The 16,180-nt window shown below is 49.1% G+C and carries 15 protein-coding genes; 5 read left to right on the top strand and 10 right to left on the bottom strand.

The genetic code is table 11. The features are described 5' to 3' along the window. Positions 1–20: 20 nt before the first annotated feature. The 4 genes from ACYVB1_RS06415 to ACYVB1_RS06400 all read right to left on the bottom strand — a co-directional run bounded on the left by ACYVB1_RS06415 (position 21) and on the right by ACYVB1_RS06400 (position 4,559). Positions 21–584: a DUF4142 domain-containing protein gene (locus tag ACYVB1_RS06415; RefSeq protein WP_460921872.1), complete on the bottom strand. Its 564-nt coding sequence runs from the start codon at positions 582–584 to the stop codon at positions 21–23. Positions 585–710: 126 nt separating this feature from the next. Next, positions 711–3,029: a M20/M25/M40 family metallo-hydrolase gene (locus tag ACYVB1_RS06410; protein WP_460921870.1), complete on the bottom strand. Its 2,319-nt coding sequence runs from the start codon at positions 3,027–3,029 to the stop codon at positions 711–713. Positions 3,030–3,172: 143 nt separating this feature from the next. After that, the gene (locus ACYVB1_RS06405) at positions 3,173–3,958 is read right to left on the bottom strand and encodes a TerC family protein (protein ID WP_460921868.1); all 786 of its coding nucleotides are present in this window, start codon (positions 3,956–3,958) and stop codon (positions 3,173–3,175) included. A gap of 103 nt (positions 3,959–4,061) precedes the next feature. Next, the gene (locus tag ACYVB1_RS06400) at positions 4,062–4,559 is read right to left on the bottom strand and encodes a YajQ family cyclic di-GMP-binding protein (protein WP_460921866.1); all 498 of its coding nucleotides are present in this window, start codon (positions 4,557–4,559) and stop codon (positions 4,062–4,064) included. A gap of 264 nt (positions 4,560–4,823) precedes the next feature. Between ACYVB1_RS06400 and ACYVB1_RS06395 the strand changes: the two genes are divergently transcribed. After that, positions 4,824–5,255 carry a GNAT family N-acetyltransferase gene (locus ACYVB1_RS06395; RefSeq protein ID WP_460921864.1) on the top strand — a complete coding sequence of 144 codons (432 nt, stop codon included), beginning with the start codon at positions 4,824–4,826 and terminating at the stop codon, positions 5,253–5,255. Between the two features lie 15 nt (positions 5,256–5,270). Beyond that, the gene (locus tag ACYVB1_RS06390) at positions 5,271–5,819 is read left to right on the top strand and encodes a lipocalin family protein (RefSeq protein WP_460921862.1); all 549 of its coding nucleotides are present in this window, start codon (positions 5,271–5,273) and stop codon (positions 5,817–5,819) included. A gap of 15 nt (positions 5,820–5,834) precedes the next feature. Here ACYVB1_RS06390 and ACYVB1_RS06385 read toward each other — a convergent pair whose 3' ends face one another. Further along, positions 5,835–7,043, bottom strand: a complete 1,209-nt coding sequence (locus ACYVB1_RS06385; RefSeq protein WP_460921860.1) for a carboxypeptidase-like regulatory domain-containing protein — start codon at positions 7,041–7,043, stop codon at positions 5,835–5,837. Positions 7,044–7,246: 203 nt separating this feature from the next. Between ACYVB1_RS06385 and ACYVB1_RS06380 the strand changes: the two genes are divergently transcribed. Both ACYVB1_RS06380 and ACYVB1_RS06375 read left to right on the top strand, forming a co-directional pair. Beyond that, complete coding sequence (locus ACYVB1_RS06380; protein WP_460921858.1) at positions 7,247–7,867, top strand: carboxylesterase family protein; 621 nt, start codon at positions 7,247–7,249, stop codon at positions 7,865–7,867. A 250-nt stretch (positions 7,868–8,117) separates the two neighbouring features. Further along, a complete protein-coding gene (locus tag ACYVB1_RS06375; RefSeq protein ID WP_460921856.1) occupies positions 8,118–8,729 on the top strand; it encodes a YfiT family bacillithiol transferase in 612 nt (203 codons plus the stop codon). A 434-nt stretch (positions 8,730–9,163) separates the two neighbouring features. Here the strand turns inward: ACYVB1_RS06375 and ACYVB1_RS06370 are convergent, their stop codons facing one another. Together ACYVB1_RS06370 and ACYVB1_RS06365 are read right to left on the bottom strand one after the other, a co-directional pair. Next, entirely contained in the window at positions 9,164–9,694 is a 531-nt protein-coding gene (locus ACYVB1_RS06370; protein WP_460921854.1) for a DUF2911 domain-containing protein, read from the bottom strand. A gap of 591 nt (positions 9,695–10,285) precedes the next feature. Further along, positions 10,286–11,044 (bottom strand): hypothetical protein, encoded by a 759-nt coding sequence (locus ACYVB1_RS06365; protein ID WP_460921852.1) that lies wholly within the window; start codon positions 11,042–11,044, stop codon positions 10,286–10,288. A gap of 875 nt (positions 11,045–11,919) precedes the next feature. On the opposite strand from ACYVB1_RS06365, the gene ACYVB1_RS06360 reads away from it, so the two are divergent. Further along, the gene (locus tag ACYVB1_RS06360; protein WP_460921850.1) at positions 11,920–12,666 is read left to right on the top strand and encodes a phospholipase A; all 747 of its coding nucleotides are present in this window, start codon (positions 11,920–11,922) and stop codon (positions 12,664–12,666) included. On the opposite strand, the gene ACYVB1_RS06355 is transcribed toward ACYVB1_RS06360, so the two are convergent. From ACYVB1_RS06355 to ACYVB1_RS06345, 3 genes are all read right to left on the bottom strand, one after another. Next, positions 12,663–13,643, bottom strand: a complete 981-nt coding sequence (locus ACYVB1_RS06355; protein ID WP_460921848.1) for an alpha/beta hydrolase — start codon at positions 13,641–13,643, stop codon at positions 12,663–12,665. The two genes, ACYVB1_RS06360 and ACYVB1_RS06355, sit on opposite strands and share 4 nt — an antisense overlap. Positions 13,644–13,770: 127 nt before the next feature. Continuing rightward, positions 13,771–14,739, bottom strand: a complete 969-nt coding sequence (locus ACYVB1_RS06350) for a sterol desaturase family protein (protein ID WP_460921846.1) — start codon at positions 14,737–14,739, stop codon at positions 13,771–13,773. A gap of 267 nt (positions 14,740–15,006) precedes the next feature. Continuing rightward, complete coding sequence (locus tag ACYVB1_RS06345) at positions 15,007–15,837, bottom strand: SDR family NAD(P)-dependent oxidoreductase (protein WP_460921844.1); 831 nt, start codon at positions 15,835–15,837, stop codon at positions 15,007–15,009. Positions 15,838–16,180: the final 343 nt, after the last annotated feature.

Here is a 16,180-nt window from a genome sequence, read left to right as displayed (position 1 = left end):
GCTGGTCATGCCATGCCGGACTACAGCTGCTCTTCCGGTGCGGCGACAGAGTCAGGATGTGTTAATTCATCCAGCTCTTCCCGCATGTGCGCTCGCATGTCCATGAGCCAGTCGCGAATCTTCTGGTTATCGGCTCTGCGAAGCGCCTCTTCGTACCGGTCCAGCTGGGTGCGGTGCGTACTGGTAATGAAGTCGCGGTAGCGGGTGTCAAATTCTTCGCCCTCCAGCAGCCGAAACTCCTGCACCAGGCTTCTATCGGCTCCACCAAGGCTGTCCGGCAGTTGAATATCGTCTTTGTCAGCCATCAGCTGTTTTATTCGCTCGAGTGAATTGCTGTGGAAGCTTATAGCCCGCTGACCTAAAGCCCTTGTTTTTTCGGTTGTGCCTTTCTCTATGGCGAGGCGGCTGATTTCTACCTGCAGCATGTTGCTGCTGGCTGCATAATCCCAGAAAGCCGGGTCATGCTGTATACTGCGGCTAACAGTAATAGTGTTTTCTTCCGAAGTAGAGGAGGACCCATCGCAGGCCAACATCAGCAGGAACAAAGCACCAAACAGGATAGTGAGAAGCTTGTCAATAAACATATATGTGATTCTTGTATCGGGGTTCGTTACCTATACTACGAAGCATATATGATTGGTTCAGGTCTTTTTAAACTTCCTTCAAAAATACAGCGCAACCCTATAAGGCTGCTATATCATCTGCTCATTTTAAAAAAGATACTTCTTTCGGACCACTGTTAAATTGCTTTCCCTCCCTTGCTCAGCCACAACGTGCGCTGGCTTTGGATGTTCTACCAGTTCCTGGGGCAGGCCAATACTCTGGTCGTAGAGGTACAGGCTTACCGGTGCATCTGGTTTTAAACGTAACTCCAGTTCTACTTCTTTGCTGGTGGGCAGACCTTGCAGGCGCGTAAAGTATACCGGTCCACGGCCTGCATCTATAGGCTGAAGCTGTAGTGCTTCTCCAGCCAGCGAGATACCCCGCAAGGCATTCAGTGGGATTGGCTGCAGCACCAGTTCCAGGTGAGCCGCGCCACGCGGTGAAGACAGGCGCAGGCGCAACAGTCGCTCATTCCCAGTTACAGAATCCTGTAGCACTTCGGCCACGGGGCCTGGTACTGGTAGCGGCGCTGCCTCACTCTTCAGGTACTCAACCGCTGCATGAGGATATATCTCTTTTAAGGGTCCGGTGGAGGCATTCCGGAAAAACTGCTGGTTCCAGTCATCCGTCACCTGGAAAGCTGAAGCCCAGTAGGCTTTGCCGGTATCCGCATCCAGGAAATAACTGACGTGGCTGTGCAGCGGCCGGTTGGCGGTAGGCTGCTGGTAGCTTATAGCGCGCGCCACTTCTATGCCTCCTGCCAGTAGCAGAAGCAGCGGTAAAAGTGGTACTCCCCGCCAGCTGAAGCTTCGCTCGATTATCTGGAGCAGCGGCAGTACTAAGCCCAGCAGCAACACAAAGAGTGCCACCATACCCATGGGGAGTTGCAGTGAAAAGGCCATGAACACTACCTGCACAATGGGCATCATGATAAAGACAGCAGGAACAGACGCTATCAGCAGGATGATGGCAAACCTGAAACTGACCTTCTGAATCTGGTGCAGCTCCATCAGGAAAACAGTCAGCACCCCTGCCAGGCTGAACAGCACCGGAAAGAGAATCAGGTACATGGCGTTTGGCATCAGCAGGTAAAGGGCTATTGCCAGCGCAAACTGGAACACCAGCATCCCCATCACCAGCGAAAAAAGGCGCAGCAAGCGCAAAGCCAACCAACTCAGCAGCAGGAAAAGGCCAAGCGCCAGCAGCAGGTAGGCAACCAGGAACATGTCTGCACCATAGAGGCCGTTAAAAGGATGCGAGAGAGGCATCAGCTGCAGCACAAGCTGGTTAATCGGGATGAACAGCCCTACCACTACAGCTACCAGCAGCAAGCTTACAAAAAAACCAGCAACCACCTGCCCAGCTGTTATAGCCTGCTTTTGCACGCCAACAATAAGCGTAACCACCAGCAGCAGTGTAGCCAGCGCAATCCAGAGCAGGTTAAGGTTAGCGTTGTACCGGATTACCCAGCCATTAATAAAGTTGAAGAACACAGAGTCAGGAGCCTTGGTATCTGTGAGGGAAGTGTGGCCGAAGTGCTGTACCAACGCGAGCAGGTTGCTGCCGTGGTGTTGCAAGCTGCGCCGGCTCAGGTTTTCAGGAGAGTCGGTTGTTTTGTGGTAGTGCACAAACCCGGAAATAAAAGCGGAGTTTAAGCCGGTGTAGCCGGCATCTTTGAATATGGTGAAATCGGTATTGTTGGGCATGCGGCTGTAAATCTCGTAAGCCAGTGAGCTGACGTAAGGATAAGGCGCCGCCTCAACGAACTGCTTTGCTATCCAGCCATTCTCCTTACTCATTTCAAAGGTCAGGCTAGGCCCATCATTGCCCCGTGCCTCCAGGTTCAGCACCAGCCCCACCTCCTGCGCCCAGGGGTGCTTCATAAAGGCTTTTGCCCCATACAGGCCATACTCCTCCCCGTCCGTCAGCAGCACTATCACATCATGCTCCAGTGGCGCTGCCTGCTTCAGGGCACGTATGGTTTCCAGTATAGCTGCCACGCCCGCGCCATCATCGCCGGCACCCCGTGCGTTGGGCTGTGAATCGTAGTGCGCTACCAGCAGAATAGCCTTATCGCTTGCACCGGTTCCCTCCAGCCTGCCAATCAGGTTGTACACATATCCTACATAGGTTACTTTGCCCGCTTCGTTTAGGGCTGTGGCTTCCTGCACCTGTGGGTTCAGGCCCAGCTGCTGCATTTCGTTTAACAGGTATGTTCTAACAGCTGCATGCGCCGCTGTGCCCATGGCATGCGGTTCCTGTGCTACTTGGTGCACATACTTCATGGCCCGTTCTGCCGAAAATTCTTCTAAAGGTGCATTGACCGGCTTCGGCTCAGGCGGCAGCAGCAGGTATATGCTAAGCAGGGCAAAACCAGTGAGCGCCAGCAGTAAAAAAGTGGCAATGGCATAATTGCGGTACCGCATGAGGAGGAGATTTTAAAGAAATATAACAGCTAACTAATATAGAAATTAATTCTCAAAGTATGGCAGAAGCATGTATCCCGCTAAAAGCAAAGCGGCACCGCCTGCTTAGACGGTGCCGCTTTGCTTTATGTCAGCCTTTGCTGCTAAACAATTTCATGCTTCTCCGGGTCCTGCACCTCACTTTGGCGCAGGTGCACAGGCTCTGTCCTCTTACGCAGCTTCATGTTCAGCATCTCGACCATCAGCGAGAAGAACATAGCAAAGTAGATGTAACCTTTCGGGATGTGCTGGTGCAACGATTCTACTATCAGCATAAAGCCAATCAGGATCAGGAACGAGAGCGCCAGCATTTTTACTGTCGGGTGCTTGTTCACGAAATCGCTCACATACTTGGCAAAAATAAGCATAATAACCATGGCCAGGATAACGGCAATAATCATAATGATCACCTCCTGTGCCAGACCTACGGCAGTTAAAATGGAGTCGAAGGAGAAAACGATGTCAATGAGTATGATCTGTATCAGCACCTGCGACATAGTAGCGTATGTCTTACTGCCGCCATGCGCCTCCTCTTCCTCGCCCTCCAACTTATTATGTATCTCGGTGGTACTTTTAGCCAGCAGGAACAAACCACCACAGAACAGGATGATGTCGCGCCAGGAAACAGGGAAATCCGACTCGGTAAAAGGCAGGTTGATGCTGAACAATGGTGCGCTCGCTCCCACAATCCAGGAGATGAACAACAACAGGATAACCCGGAACACCAGGGCCAGGGATAAGCCTATCGTGCGGCCTTTGCCCTGTTGTTCCTTTGGCAGCCTGCCTACAATAATTGAAATAAAGACGATATTATCTATGCCAAGCACTACCTCCATAAAGGTCAGTGTCAGCAAGCTTATCCAGGTATCCGGATTAGCAAAAATTTCCATAGTAGTAGATTTAATTTTAGATCAATTTTAGGTTAAATGGCCCCGCTGCACACGTATTGCTTTACATTCTGTCATTGAAAGCAGGAGCCATATAACCATCTGTTTATGATTTCATATTGATGAACTGCAGCGGCATGCCTATTTCTTCGCTGTTGCCGCGCATCAGGGCAATTACCTCCTGCAGGTCGTCTATCTTCTTGCCTGTTACGCGAATTTGCTCATCCATGATGGCAGCAGACACTTTCAGTTTGCTGTCCTTGATGAGTTTCATTATTTTCTTGGATGTCTCTTTGTCGATGCCTGCCTTTACTTTAATATCCTTCTTCACCATCGCTCCAGACTGATAAGCTTCTTTTGAGAAATCCAGTGCGGTGGCATCAAGCCCCTGCTTCACCATTTTGTTGATCAGCACATCCTCTGTGTGTTGCACACGCATATCGTTTTCCATCGCGATGTGCACTTCATTCGCCTTTTTGTCGTACTCAAGGCTGCCTTTGGTGTCGCGAAAGTCGTAGCGGTTCATAATCTCTTTCCGGGCGGTATTCACGGCGTTGTCCATTGTCTGCGGATCTACCTTGCTCACAATATCGAAAGATGCCATAGTTTATTTTGTTTCCTTGTTTCTAAAATTAGTTTTACACGCTATAAAGCGGACAAAGTTATTTTATTTTCAGGTATCAGATGCAAGGTAAAAGACGTAGCACTGCTTTTATTGTTGATTGTGAATTGCTGATTGTTGATTGGGGAAGGCTAAATTGCCACATGGTTTGCTTGCCGGATGGCAAATTTACCGGAGCAAAGCAATAGCTACTATCGTGGCTATGCCTTCTGAGTGCTTATATTATACAACAACAGACAACAGAGTATGGAAGTGATAGAACCCGCCACCCCCGAAGAGTTTAAGAAGTACTACCGCCTGCGCTACGAGACGCTGCGCCAGCCCTGGTACCAGCCGGAAGGCAGTGAGCGTGCAGAGGACGACGACACCGCTATACATGCCATGCTGGTAGATGAAGATGGAGAGGCAGTGGGCGTTTGCCGCCTGCACCTAAATACTCCGCAGGAGGGACAACTGCGCTTTATGGGCATCCGGAAAGACAAGCAGGGCCAGCAGCTTGGCAATCAGCTGATAGAATATTTAGAGGCACGCGCCAAAGCAATGGGTGCCATGACGCTTACCCTGCAGGCCCGTGAAAATGCCGTTAACTTTTACCGCCGGAACGGGTATGAGGTAGTAGAAAAAACGTACGTCCTGTTTGGCACCATACAGCACTACCGTATGACCAAGCAGCTCTAAAACAGCAGAGAACACATGAAAAAGCAGACGAAATATTGGCTGGCGGCAGGCGGCTTACTTGCCGCAACTGCCGCAGTAAGCCGGTACAGCGGCAGCACCGCTCCGCTTGATACAGCACCCAATATAGATTTAGACCGCTACCAGGGACGCTGGTATGAAATAGCCCGGTTTCCGAAGCGCTTCGAGAAGGGTTGCCATTGTGTGTTTGCCGAGTACACACAACACCCGAAAGGCCATATAGTGGTATATAATTACTGCCGCGAAGGAGGCCCGGCTGGCAAGGAAGACACCGCTACCGGAAAGGCTTTCCCGGTGGAAGGCAGCAACAACAGCAAGCTGAAGGTACAGTTCTTCTGGCCCTTTAAAGGCGACTACTGGATCCTGGAAATAGACCCGGACTATACGCATGCACTCGTTGGTTCCCCCGACCGCGACAGCCTCTGGATTCTGTCCCGAACTCCCCAACTGGATCAGCAAGTATATGACCGCCTGGTGCAACTGGCCCGGCAGAAAGGCTTTCCGGTAGAAAAACTGAAGCTAACGGACCAGAGCTGCTACACCTAACCCGGAAAAAAGAATTTACTTAACAGCAGGCTCGTAATCCAGCGGCAGCATGTCGCCTAGCTTTTCCCAGCCCCAGTAGCCCTCAAAAAAGACATTCAGAGGCTCCACTATATTACCATTGGGCTCTAAAAACACCTCATCGCTTTGCAGGTACAGGACCGAGGTTTGGTAAGACGGCTCCCGCTTCTGAAACATACTCTGCTGCCACACATAGCCTGCTTCCTCCTTTTCGCCGGTATACACCACCTGCAGGTACTCCTCAAACGCCAGCTTAGCCCCTGCTGCGTGCTGCTGCAGGTAGCTGCTGTAAGGCACCGGGTTTATATCCAGCGACTCAATTATTTTCGGCAGGCTTGCCCTGGCCAGTATGTCAGAGATGGAGTCATTGCCTTCGGCCTCCATTGCCCCGCCACTGGCTTTGAGAGCAGCACGTGCCGCAGCTATTTCCTCATCGGTTGGCCGGTTTGGGTTAGGTTTCCGGTACAGGCGGCGCAGGTTAAAACCCTCTTCCTCCAGGCGCTTCTGCTGCACCGCCCGCACAAAATGCATCACAGAGCCATGGTAGGCCCGAAGCCTGTTTCGCGCCCACCGGCGCTGTTTGCCCCTGCCTCCCTGCATCAGCTTATACCGCGGATAGCCCAGAAACACAGTATAGCCTTCGCGCGCATAATACCTGAAATTAGTAAGCAGGTACTCCATTGTATAACCCAGCGCATTGTTTTTTATCTGCAGCAGTTCGTCCGTTTTCACCTCTAACAGGCCCGTTTCATGATCAAACGTAATGGTGAGCACCTCCGGGTTCAGCAGTTCGCACTGCCGTCCGAACTCACTTTGCCCCAGAAACTTTCCTTTGAACACCGCCAGATTATCGTACCACTGGCTATCCCGCTCCCCCTTTACAACCACCTCCTGCAGTGCATTTTCTTTGGGACGCACCTTAAACAGAATGGAGTTCGGAAGTGCGGCTGTATTTACAGGATAGATAATCGGCTCATAGCCCAGGTAAGACACAATCAGCTCATAATGGCCATCCGGCAGCTTTAAGGAAAATGCTCCTTCGGCATCCGTGGCAGTACCGATGGTGGTGGTGTTCACGTAGACCGACACAAACTCCAGAGGCTTGTCTGTCAGTTCGTCTACCACCCGCCCCTGCACCACATGCTGGCCAATAACCGGCAAGGAGCAAAAGAGATACAGCAACATGAGCGATAGTAGCTTCTGCATGTTTGAATATAAGCAGTCTACCTTTCGTTTCCGCATCTAAACCTCACTTTAACACAACTTTAACAGATGGCAAAGTGGCTGCCACCAATAAATCTTCCCGCTTTAGACCAGCCAAAGTACTGTTAGCGGAAAGATGTGCCTGGTTGCTCAACGGTATAAAAGGCATCAGTCGTACCAAATAGAGAAGAAGAAACGGAAGAACTATGAGTTATAAGTACAACATTTACTACCCAGCAGCCTACGATGCACAGCCTGAGAAAGAATGGCCACTTATCCTGTTCCTGCATGGCGCAGGCGAACGGGGCGATGACTTAGAAAAAGTAAAACTACAGGGGCTGCCGAAGTACCTGCAGGGCAAAGACGACTTCCCTTTTGTGGTGGCTTACCCGCAGTGTCCACGCCTCTCTTACTGGCAGATGCCGCTGTTAAGTGAGTGGCTGAAGGAAGTGCTCGGGAAGGTGCGGGCAGATAAGAGCCGCATCTACCTGACCGGCATCAGCATGGGGGGCTACGGAACCTGGCACTGGGCGACGGCCCGGCCGGAGAAGTTTGCCGCCATCCTGCCCGTATGCGGTGGTGGCGAGCCTACAAAAGCACGCCACCTCACCCAGATGCCCATCTGGGCTTTTCATGGAGAGAAGGATGACATTGTGCCTGTAGAAGAAACACTGAACATGGCACGGGCAGTAGAAGCAGCAGGCGGCCATGTAAAACTGACGATTTACCCCCACCTGAAACACGACTCCTGGACCGAGACCTATAACAACCCGGAGATTTACGACTGGTTCCTGCAGTACAAAAAAGAGCAAAAGAAACGGCCCTGAAACAGCACGGGAAACGACCCTTATCAGGTCCCACTATCCTCCTGAAAGCCGGTCACGAACAGCGAAAGGAGTATCTTTCCATCCTGTTTCATAGGTGTGCAGCAAGCGGCATGGCGAACCCTTTCTGCCGGGAACCCTCTGACGGCATTGAGTATCCCTCAATGGCTGTAACGAATATTTCTTTTAATACCCGGTTATTTAAGTGTGCAGAAAAATCCGTAAATCGACTGGCATATCCTTCCCCGAGTATATGTCAGACGAAGAATTAGAACAACTGCGCTACCCCATTGGCAGATTTGATGTTTCGCAGCCTCTCACAGATGAACAGGTAGAGCAGTCTATCCTGTCTATTGCCGGACTACCTGCCAGGCTGCGGGAAGCAGTGCAAGACATGACATCAGAGCAATTAGACACGCCCTACCGCATGGGTGGCTGGTCAGTCCGGCAGGTTGTCCACCACCTCCCCGACAGCCACTTGAATGGCTATACCCGCCAAAAACTGGCTTTAACAGAAGACACTCCTACTATCAGGCCTTACAACGAAGGGGAGTGGGCTGAACTGCCAGACAGCCTGCAAGGCGCACCGGAGATTTCCCTGGTGTTGTTAGCAGCGCTGCACCAACGGTGGGTACTGCTTCTGAAAAACCTGCAACCGGAACACCTGGACAGAAGCTTTATTCATCCTGAAAATGGTGAGCAACAGATTCGCCAACACATTGGCCTGTACGCATGGCACGGGGAACACCACCTGGCACATATCACAGCATTAAAAAACAAAAAGGTTGGTAACCAGAAAACAAACAACTACTTACTGACAGCCAATACTTTACAAACAATCACTGCCACAAACAGCACCGAATAATGAATTCAACAAAATATAACCTTCAACATTAAATTATCGTTATTTAAAGTACTTATAATTGATGATAAAATATTTTTAAATAATTTTTATTGAAAAATTTGCAATTAACAGAAGTGTCATCTATATTTGAATCATCAACAACAATGTAGGGTGTTGAAACTGGCAGACAAGCCCTCCGATCTCGGGGGTGGAGGTTCTGGGACAAAGCAACTTTTGATCTATCTACTGGTACAAAGACATTTGCCTAACTACTCCGTGGAGGTTCGACTCCTCCCCCTACAGCTAAAAAGCCTCTCCGGTGTCAAAACCAGGGAGGCTTTCTTTTTTATACACCTTACCTCCTGCCTTAGATTGTATCAGGCAGGCATAAAAAATCCTGTGCCACATGATGCTTACACATGCGGCACAGGATCTAAGGAAGCGATTCTGGTATACTACTTCTGAGCTGTTATGGTAACGGGCACCTCCAGATTTTCCCAACGTAGCACTAGACCATTGTCAGTTACATCATAAGCCAGGCGCTCGTTCATAGTAGAAGCTTTACGTGGTTTTGTGGTAACGCGCAGGACATCCTGTTTTTCGTCGTACTGCGTACCCCACTGCTTGGCTGTTTTATTGAAAATAACAGTCCACTCATTTTCACCCGGAATAGTGTAGAAACTGTAGGTGCCCGCCGGCAGTCTTTTCCCTTCCACCATTACGTCTTTGTCAACTGTAACAGTAGTGGCCTCGTTGGCTCCTGCGCGCCATACTTTTCCGTAAGGCACCAGGTCGCCCCATATCTGGCGGCCTTTTACAGCCGGGCTGCTGTAATTTACCGTGATGTTAGCATCACCTACCTTACCGGTTGCTGTAGCAGGTGGACTAGCTTTCTGAGCGTTACTATTCTGAGCCCATGTGATGGTAGACATCAGCATGCAAACAAACAGCAAAGCAAGTGAATTTAGAATGCGTGCGTTTTTCATAATTTAAATTTGGTTTGGTTCATTAAAAAAGGTAAACGTCAGAAAAGGAACTTATGGTATATACTTCTTGTCTTTCAGGCTTTTATTTAAGACGTAGTATACGTACTTTATAATATTTGGCTAAGAATAAACTGACATACATAATGAAAACTTAGATTGAAGCAGCACCAGACAGGTTTTCTGCGGCAAAACGTTTTGCGTTTTACCGGCTTCTTCTCCGCCCGTTATTAACCAGTTGCTGCTGCACATCATACAAGCGTATGAAGGTGCTGTTTCCTCGGGCAACCACTTTCAGGCCTCTAAAACTTTGCCTGCTCAAACTGCTCCCCCTGCCCTTCTTCAAAGAATCAGAGCCAGTACTGATACGCTGGCTCTAATCACCTTCAAAACACTTTATCAGCTGTTCTCCATCCGTTGAAGGCGCAGGCTTTTCCTAGAAACGTACCAGCTTTGCTACTTCGTTTTCACCTGCACACACCACTAAGTTGAGGTCGGATTTATGCTACCGGGTTATAATTCAGAATTTCCACCATCTTCTGATGAAATAGCTTTGCCACCTGCGCAAAGCCTTCTCTCCGGAGGTGGATCTCATTATGCCACTGCGACTCGTTCGGGAAACGTCCCCGCAGGTCGATGTGGTGAAAGTTCGGGTACGTGCTGCTCAGGCTGATGAGCATTTTCATTAAATATATCCACCAACTGGCGTATAATCTGGTTCTGCTCGCTTCTGGCAGTAATGGCTTTCCTGCCAAAGGCTGGCAGTACCCAGGGTCCGGAAAACCGAATGCCTGCCAATTCATACTGCTTACCGTTGGGAATGGCGTAGTCGTAGCCGTGCATGATAATGTGAACATCCGGATCTACCTGCCATACCTGCTCCAGAAAAGCAACAATGGCACTTCTGATGTACCCGTTCATGCTGTCTCTGAAAAAGTTCTCCCTGAACAGCGGCAGGCCTGACCTTTTGTGGTTCAGGTACTGCACCAGCTCCGAGCCTACTATATCATTGCCTCCGGCGCTGAACAACACAAACTTCGGTTTCAGGTTCTTAACTGAGCGCAGCGTCTCCTGCATACTGATGGGGCCGTAGTTATTTACCCGCTGTACCTGCGCCGCAATGCCAAAGTCGGTACCATACACCATGTTCTCCAGCGTATCGCCGGGCTTGCTGTGTCTTTTGATGGCGTACCCCATTTGCCTGAGGTGATCGATGATATCTTTTACAACAGGATAAGAAAACCAAGAGTCGCCTTCTGCCACGATTTTACAATCTTTGTTGGTGCCGGCATTCAGGAGCGAACGCATCGACTTTTCCTCTAAGTCGATTTTAACTTCATAAACAGTAGCCATACTATCAGAGACATTTAGTGCAAGTTTAGTACTGTTTACGCAAAAACAGCTTCGGCTACAGGCAACGCCGCCGCTTATAAGGACACCACACGATTGAATTCCGCTGAATAGCTGCTGCCCCCTTTTGCTCCTCATCCCAGGCACATAAACCAGGAAAGTCTACAGAAGATGAATTGTAAAACAATAGAATATAATTGCAACCTGTCAAACAATGCGGCGTATTACCTATCACAGTGACACATAAAAATAATTTTTATTGAAAAATTTGCAATTAACAAAAGTGTCATCTATATTTGAATCATCAACAACAATGTAGGGTGTTGAAACTGGCAGACAAGCCCTCCGATCTCGGGGGTGGAGGTTCTGGGACAAAGCAACTTTTGATCTATCTACTGGTACAAAGACATTTGCCTAACTACTCCGTGGAGGTTCGACTCCTCCCCCTACAGCTAAAAAGCCTTCTTGGTATCAATACCGGGGAGGCTTTCTTTTTTTACACCCATCGCCGCACCTTTTGAACACCTGCAGCTATAGCCATGCCTGCTGGTATCACAACCAAATCCTGAATTTCACAAGCCTTTACAAGGTATGAAAAGCCTGCCCCCCGAAGCAGCTGCTCCGCATATTAAGGCAGTGGCGGCAAGGATTATGCTGCCTGCTGAAGCTTCAGCAGCAGGAAGTTAGCTTTATTTTTTTCGGCTACGTTAGCTATAAAAAATGAATACGGCACTAAGGAAGGCTGCAACAGGCTTTGTTGATACGATGTATCTAAAATGAAAAACAGGATGATGTACAGAAGGATAATTTTCCTCCTCACACTACTATTAGCTTCAACACACACAGGTCATACACAACACATCAGCAAGGACTCTGTCATGCAATTTATCCGGACCACATCACCTTTCACCATATACAAAGACAACTACATCATTACAGGAACAAAAGCAGGGGTGCTGCCAGAGACCTCCAACTCCGATTTGAAACAACAGATCAGTTTTAAACACAGGCTCACAAAACCAACACTCCCCTTCGACACTTACCTTTTTATTACATATACACAGAAGTCGTTCTGGGACATTTACAAATGGTCCAGCCCTTTTAAAGAAATAAACTTCAACCCCGGTCTTGGCGTTGGAAAGCTGCTTTACAGAAAGAACAGATTAGTCGGATCGCTGGCGCTGCAGGTAGAACATGAATCGAATGGTTTGGGTGGCAGCAGCGAGAAAGGCTCCAGGGGCTGGAATTATATATCGGCCAACTACACAATGCTTGCTTCTCCAGGATCAGTTTTACAGTTAAAGGCCTGGCTACCCTTTCAGTACACCAAAGACAACCCAGACCTGATAGATTATGTGGGCTATGGGCAGGTAGCTTATAACTGGGAGATAAAAAGGAACAAACTGGTGGTTGACTTAGTGGGCCGGAAGGGTGCTGAATGGTCCTGGAAGGGCAACATCAGAACACAACTGAGCTATAACCCTTTTAAAACCGGGAGCACGTTCATTACCCTGCAATGGTACCAGGGCTATGCAGAAAGCCTAATCAATTACCGGCAACCGACCAGCATGCTTCGGCTGGGAATGGCGATAAGGCCTTCCAACTTTCTGCTGTACTTCTACTAGTGCACGGTCTCCTGCGCATTGGGCAGATCGTTCTTGAAAGCCGTACATAGCGCCTTCTTCACAAGACATATAGCTTCTCTGGACTCCTTCAGAAACCGCGGCATCATCAGCACAAAATCATGTATCATACCCGGATATTCTTTATGTACTACAGGCACCCCAGCATGCTTTAGCTTCTTAGCATACCGGTTACCCTCATCGCGCAGGGGGTCGTGCTCTGCTGTGATGACAACGGCAGGTGGAAGGCCTGTTAAATCAGCAAAAACAGGAGAGCAGTATGGGTCCTTTCTGTTGATACCCGCAGGCAGGTAGGCGTCCCCAAACTGCTTCAGCATGTCTTGGGTAATCAGGTACTCAGTATCCTCTTCTCTGCGCGAGGGTGCAGAACCGCTGCAGTCCACCGCCGGATACAGTAAGGTCTGGTGCAATATTTTGGGCCCGTTCCTGTCTCTGCCCATCAAAGAAACCACAGCAGCAAGGTTACCACCGGCGCTTTCGCCCCCAACGGCCAGCTTACTGCCATCACCGCCAAAAACATGCGCGTGCTCTGCCACCCAGCACGTGGCTTCATAGCAGTCCTGCAACCCCTCCGGAAACGGATGTTCCGGTGCCAAACGATACTGCACCGATACCACCGCACAAGAAGCCTGCTCTGCTATTTTCTTACAGAAATTGTCCCGTACATCGTAGCTCCCAATGGCAAACCCTCCGCCGTGGAAATACACCCAAACCGGAAGCGGCGTGTTTACGCCGGCAGGTTTAAACACTCTCAGCCCTATCTCATGGCCTGCTCTGGAAATAAAGCTGATGTTTTCCGGATCCGGAACGGAAGGAGATTTCAGTCCGGCGAAGGAATCCATGAACTTCATGAACATGTTGGAAGATCTGCGCCGCTTAACCAGAGGCAGGGAAGCTCTGTTTGCTCCAAGCTTTGTAATGCCGATCAGTAGTTGAACCGGCAGCGGAATATTAGACATAGACACAAGCGTAAGGCTACTGTTTTTACGAAGGTGCTCCTTAAATGGCATTCAGCTACGGGCAGGCCGCTATTCAAGTCTTAATGCAGAATACGGTGTAAAGCATATATAATGCAGCTACATCGGATCATAAAGCTGCCTGCTTTTTACTATCCTGCAGAGGAGCGACAGGTGCTGCACGAAGCTGCATCTCCTGTTCCTGTTGCATCTGTTTCGCTGTTTTGGTGCTGCCATCCGGGCTCCAGCCTGGCGGGTAAAAGATGTACTTAAACTTATGCTCCCACGACTTTGCCCTCTTCACATCTTTCCATATATCGGTAAACTCATGGAAATTCAGCTTAATCGGGTTGTGTGACTGCGGCGGATGCAACACCCCGAACTTAGGGGCTATGGCATGCTCTCTGGGCTGGTAGGTTCCAAATAGTTTGTCCCAGAAGATGAAAATACCCCCATGGTTACGGTCCAGGTACTCGACGTTGCAGGCATGGTGCACCTGATGCTCCCAAGGTGTATTGAAGATTTTATTCAGCCCTTTTATATCCGGCACCAGCGTCGTGTGCAAAAAGAACTGATAAATTGAGTTGAAAGACATACACAGGGCCAGCATCACCGGGTCAAATCCGATAATAGGCATCCAAATCCAGTAAAGTGGTTTGTAGAGAAAGATGGTCCATCCGTTGCGGAAGGCTGTGCCGAGGTTAAATTTTTCGGAAGAATGATGTACAACATGTGCCGCCCAAAACAGGCGGACGGTGTGGCAGAAACGGTGGTGCCAGTAAAAATTAAAGTCGTCTCCTATCAGGCAAAGCACCCACACCCACCATGCCCAGCCAAGGCTCTCATAGCCCAGGTACTGCTCCCGAAGCGGCTCAAATAATTTATAGAACAGAAAGAAGAAACCTATCTGGTACACCTTCGTCAGGGTGTTCATGATGGCGGCTCCTATACCTACCCAGGTGCTCGCAAAAGAGTCTTTCATGTCATACAGCTCTTTGTCTTCGCGGTAGCTGATATAGACCTCCGCCAGGATGAGTACAGCAAAAACAGGCACGAAGTACACGAAGGGGTTAGGCAGGTTCTCTAATAAAATTTCCATGATTGCACAATACAGTAAAGCGAAACAAAAGGTGCCGGTAGAACTCCTCAATTTCACTAAGTTAAGCATACGTGCGCTATATTCCTAAGCGGCGACTATTGGCAGGCAGCCTGCCCCCAAGACATTTCCGCCCTGAACTCAAGCACTTTATCTAAACAAACACCATCAGCACCAGAGGCTGGCTTTATCAGATTAACTAAAAGCATGCCTTCACCTGCCAGAAAGAAGGAAGCATGCTTTGGGAAGTGTAAACAAAATGCAAGTAGCTTACCTCTTGCTGTTTTTGTCGACTGGCTTGGCCTGTTTGTTCGTCATTTCAGCTGCTGTTTTGTCTGGAATAACTTTGCTCGCAGCTACCATTGCTTTATTTTTTAAGCCGGATATAACTTCCAATTCACCGGCCATCAGTGCCTCGTAGCCATCTTTGGCCACAGTGGCTGGGTCAGCCAGATTGCCCTCCTGCACCATTTTAGATTCCTCCATGCCTGCTTTTTTAGATTCCTCCATGCCTGCTTTCTCAAAGAAGTTAGTATCAGTAGGTCCGGGTAGCAGTTTTGTAAGGGTCACGTTGGTATCTTTCACCTCGTTCTGAATAGCTTCTGTAAAACTGGAGACGAAAGCTTTGGTGCCGTGATACACTGCCTGCCAGGGGCCGGGCAGTTCACCTGCTACAGATGTAACCATCAGAATTTTACCTTCATTACGCGCCACCATCTCTTTCAGATAGTACTTGGTCAGCACGAGGTAACCTTTGATGTTCAGGTCCACTATTTCAAGCTCATGATTGAGGTCAGTATCCACAAACTTGCCGTACTCTCCCTGAGCGGCATTGTTCACCAGCACATCTACCTGTACGCCTTTGGCTTTTACCTGGTCATACACCTCAAAAGGTCCCTCCTGCTTAGACAGGTCTTTGGCGATCGGCACAACGTCTACGCCATACTGCTGCTTGAATTCTGAAGCTGTTGTATTAAGTTCCTGCTGGTCCCGGGCCACAATTACGAGGTTGTATTTATCTTCTGCGAAAAGCCTGGCCAGTTCATAACCAATGCCCATCGTCGCACCTGTTATCAGAGCGTATTTTTGTTTGTTTTCCATAGTATTTAGGTTAGTGGGTTTCATTTAATCTTAACGACCACGCGTCTGCCAGGTTTAAGTGCTGCACCCTTAGCACATGTTGCGAATAGTAACTAGCTGATAAAGCTTACGAGCAGCTGCTAATGCGCTTCCAGCGGCCTGGTAGTTATACTTGGTGGTAAACTATATCCTGCTGCCACTTTTCCAGACAAACTAAAATGATACAGGAGACATAAAGCATCGGGCTTAAGCCTCGTTAAGCATATTATCTTTTTTTATTACATTCTCCCCCGCAACCTTCTCCCCCTGCTCGTAGTTCTGATAAAACATTAAGTTATAGTATCTTTGTAGGGAAGAACGAACA

Source organism: Pontibacter brevis, from assembly GCF_054779655.1.
The sequence above is the reverse complement of the archived record's forward strand: the minus strand, read 5'-3'. Positions and strand labels throughout refer to the sequence as shown.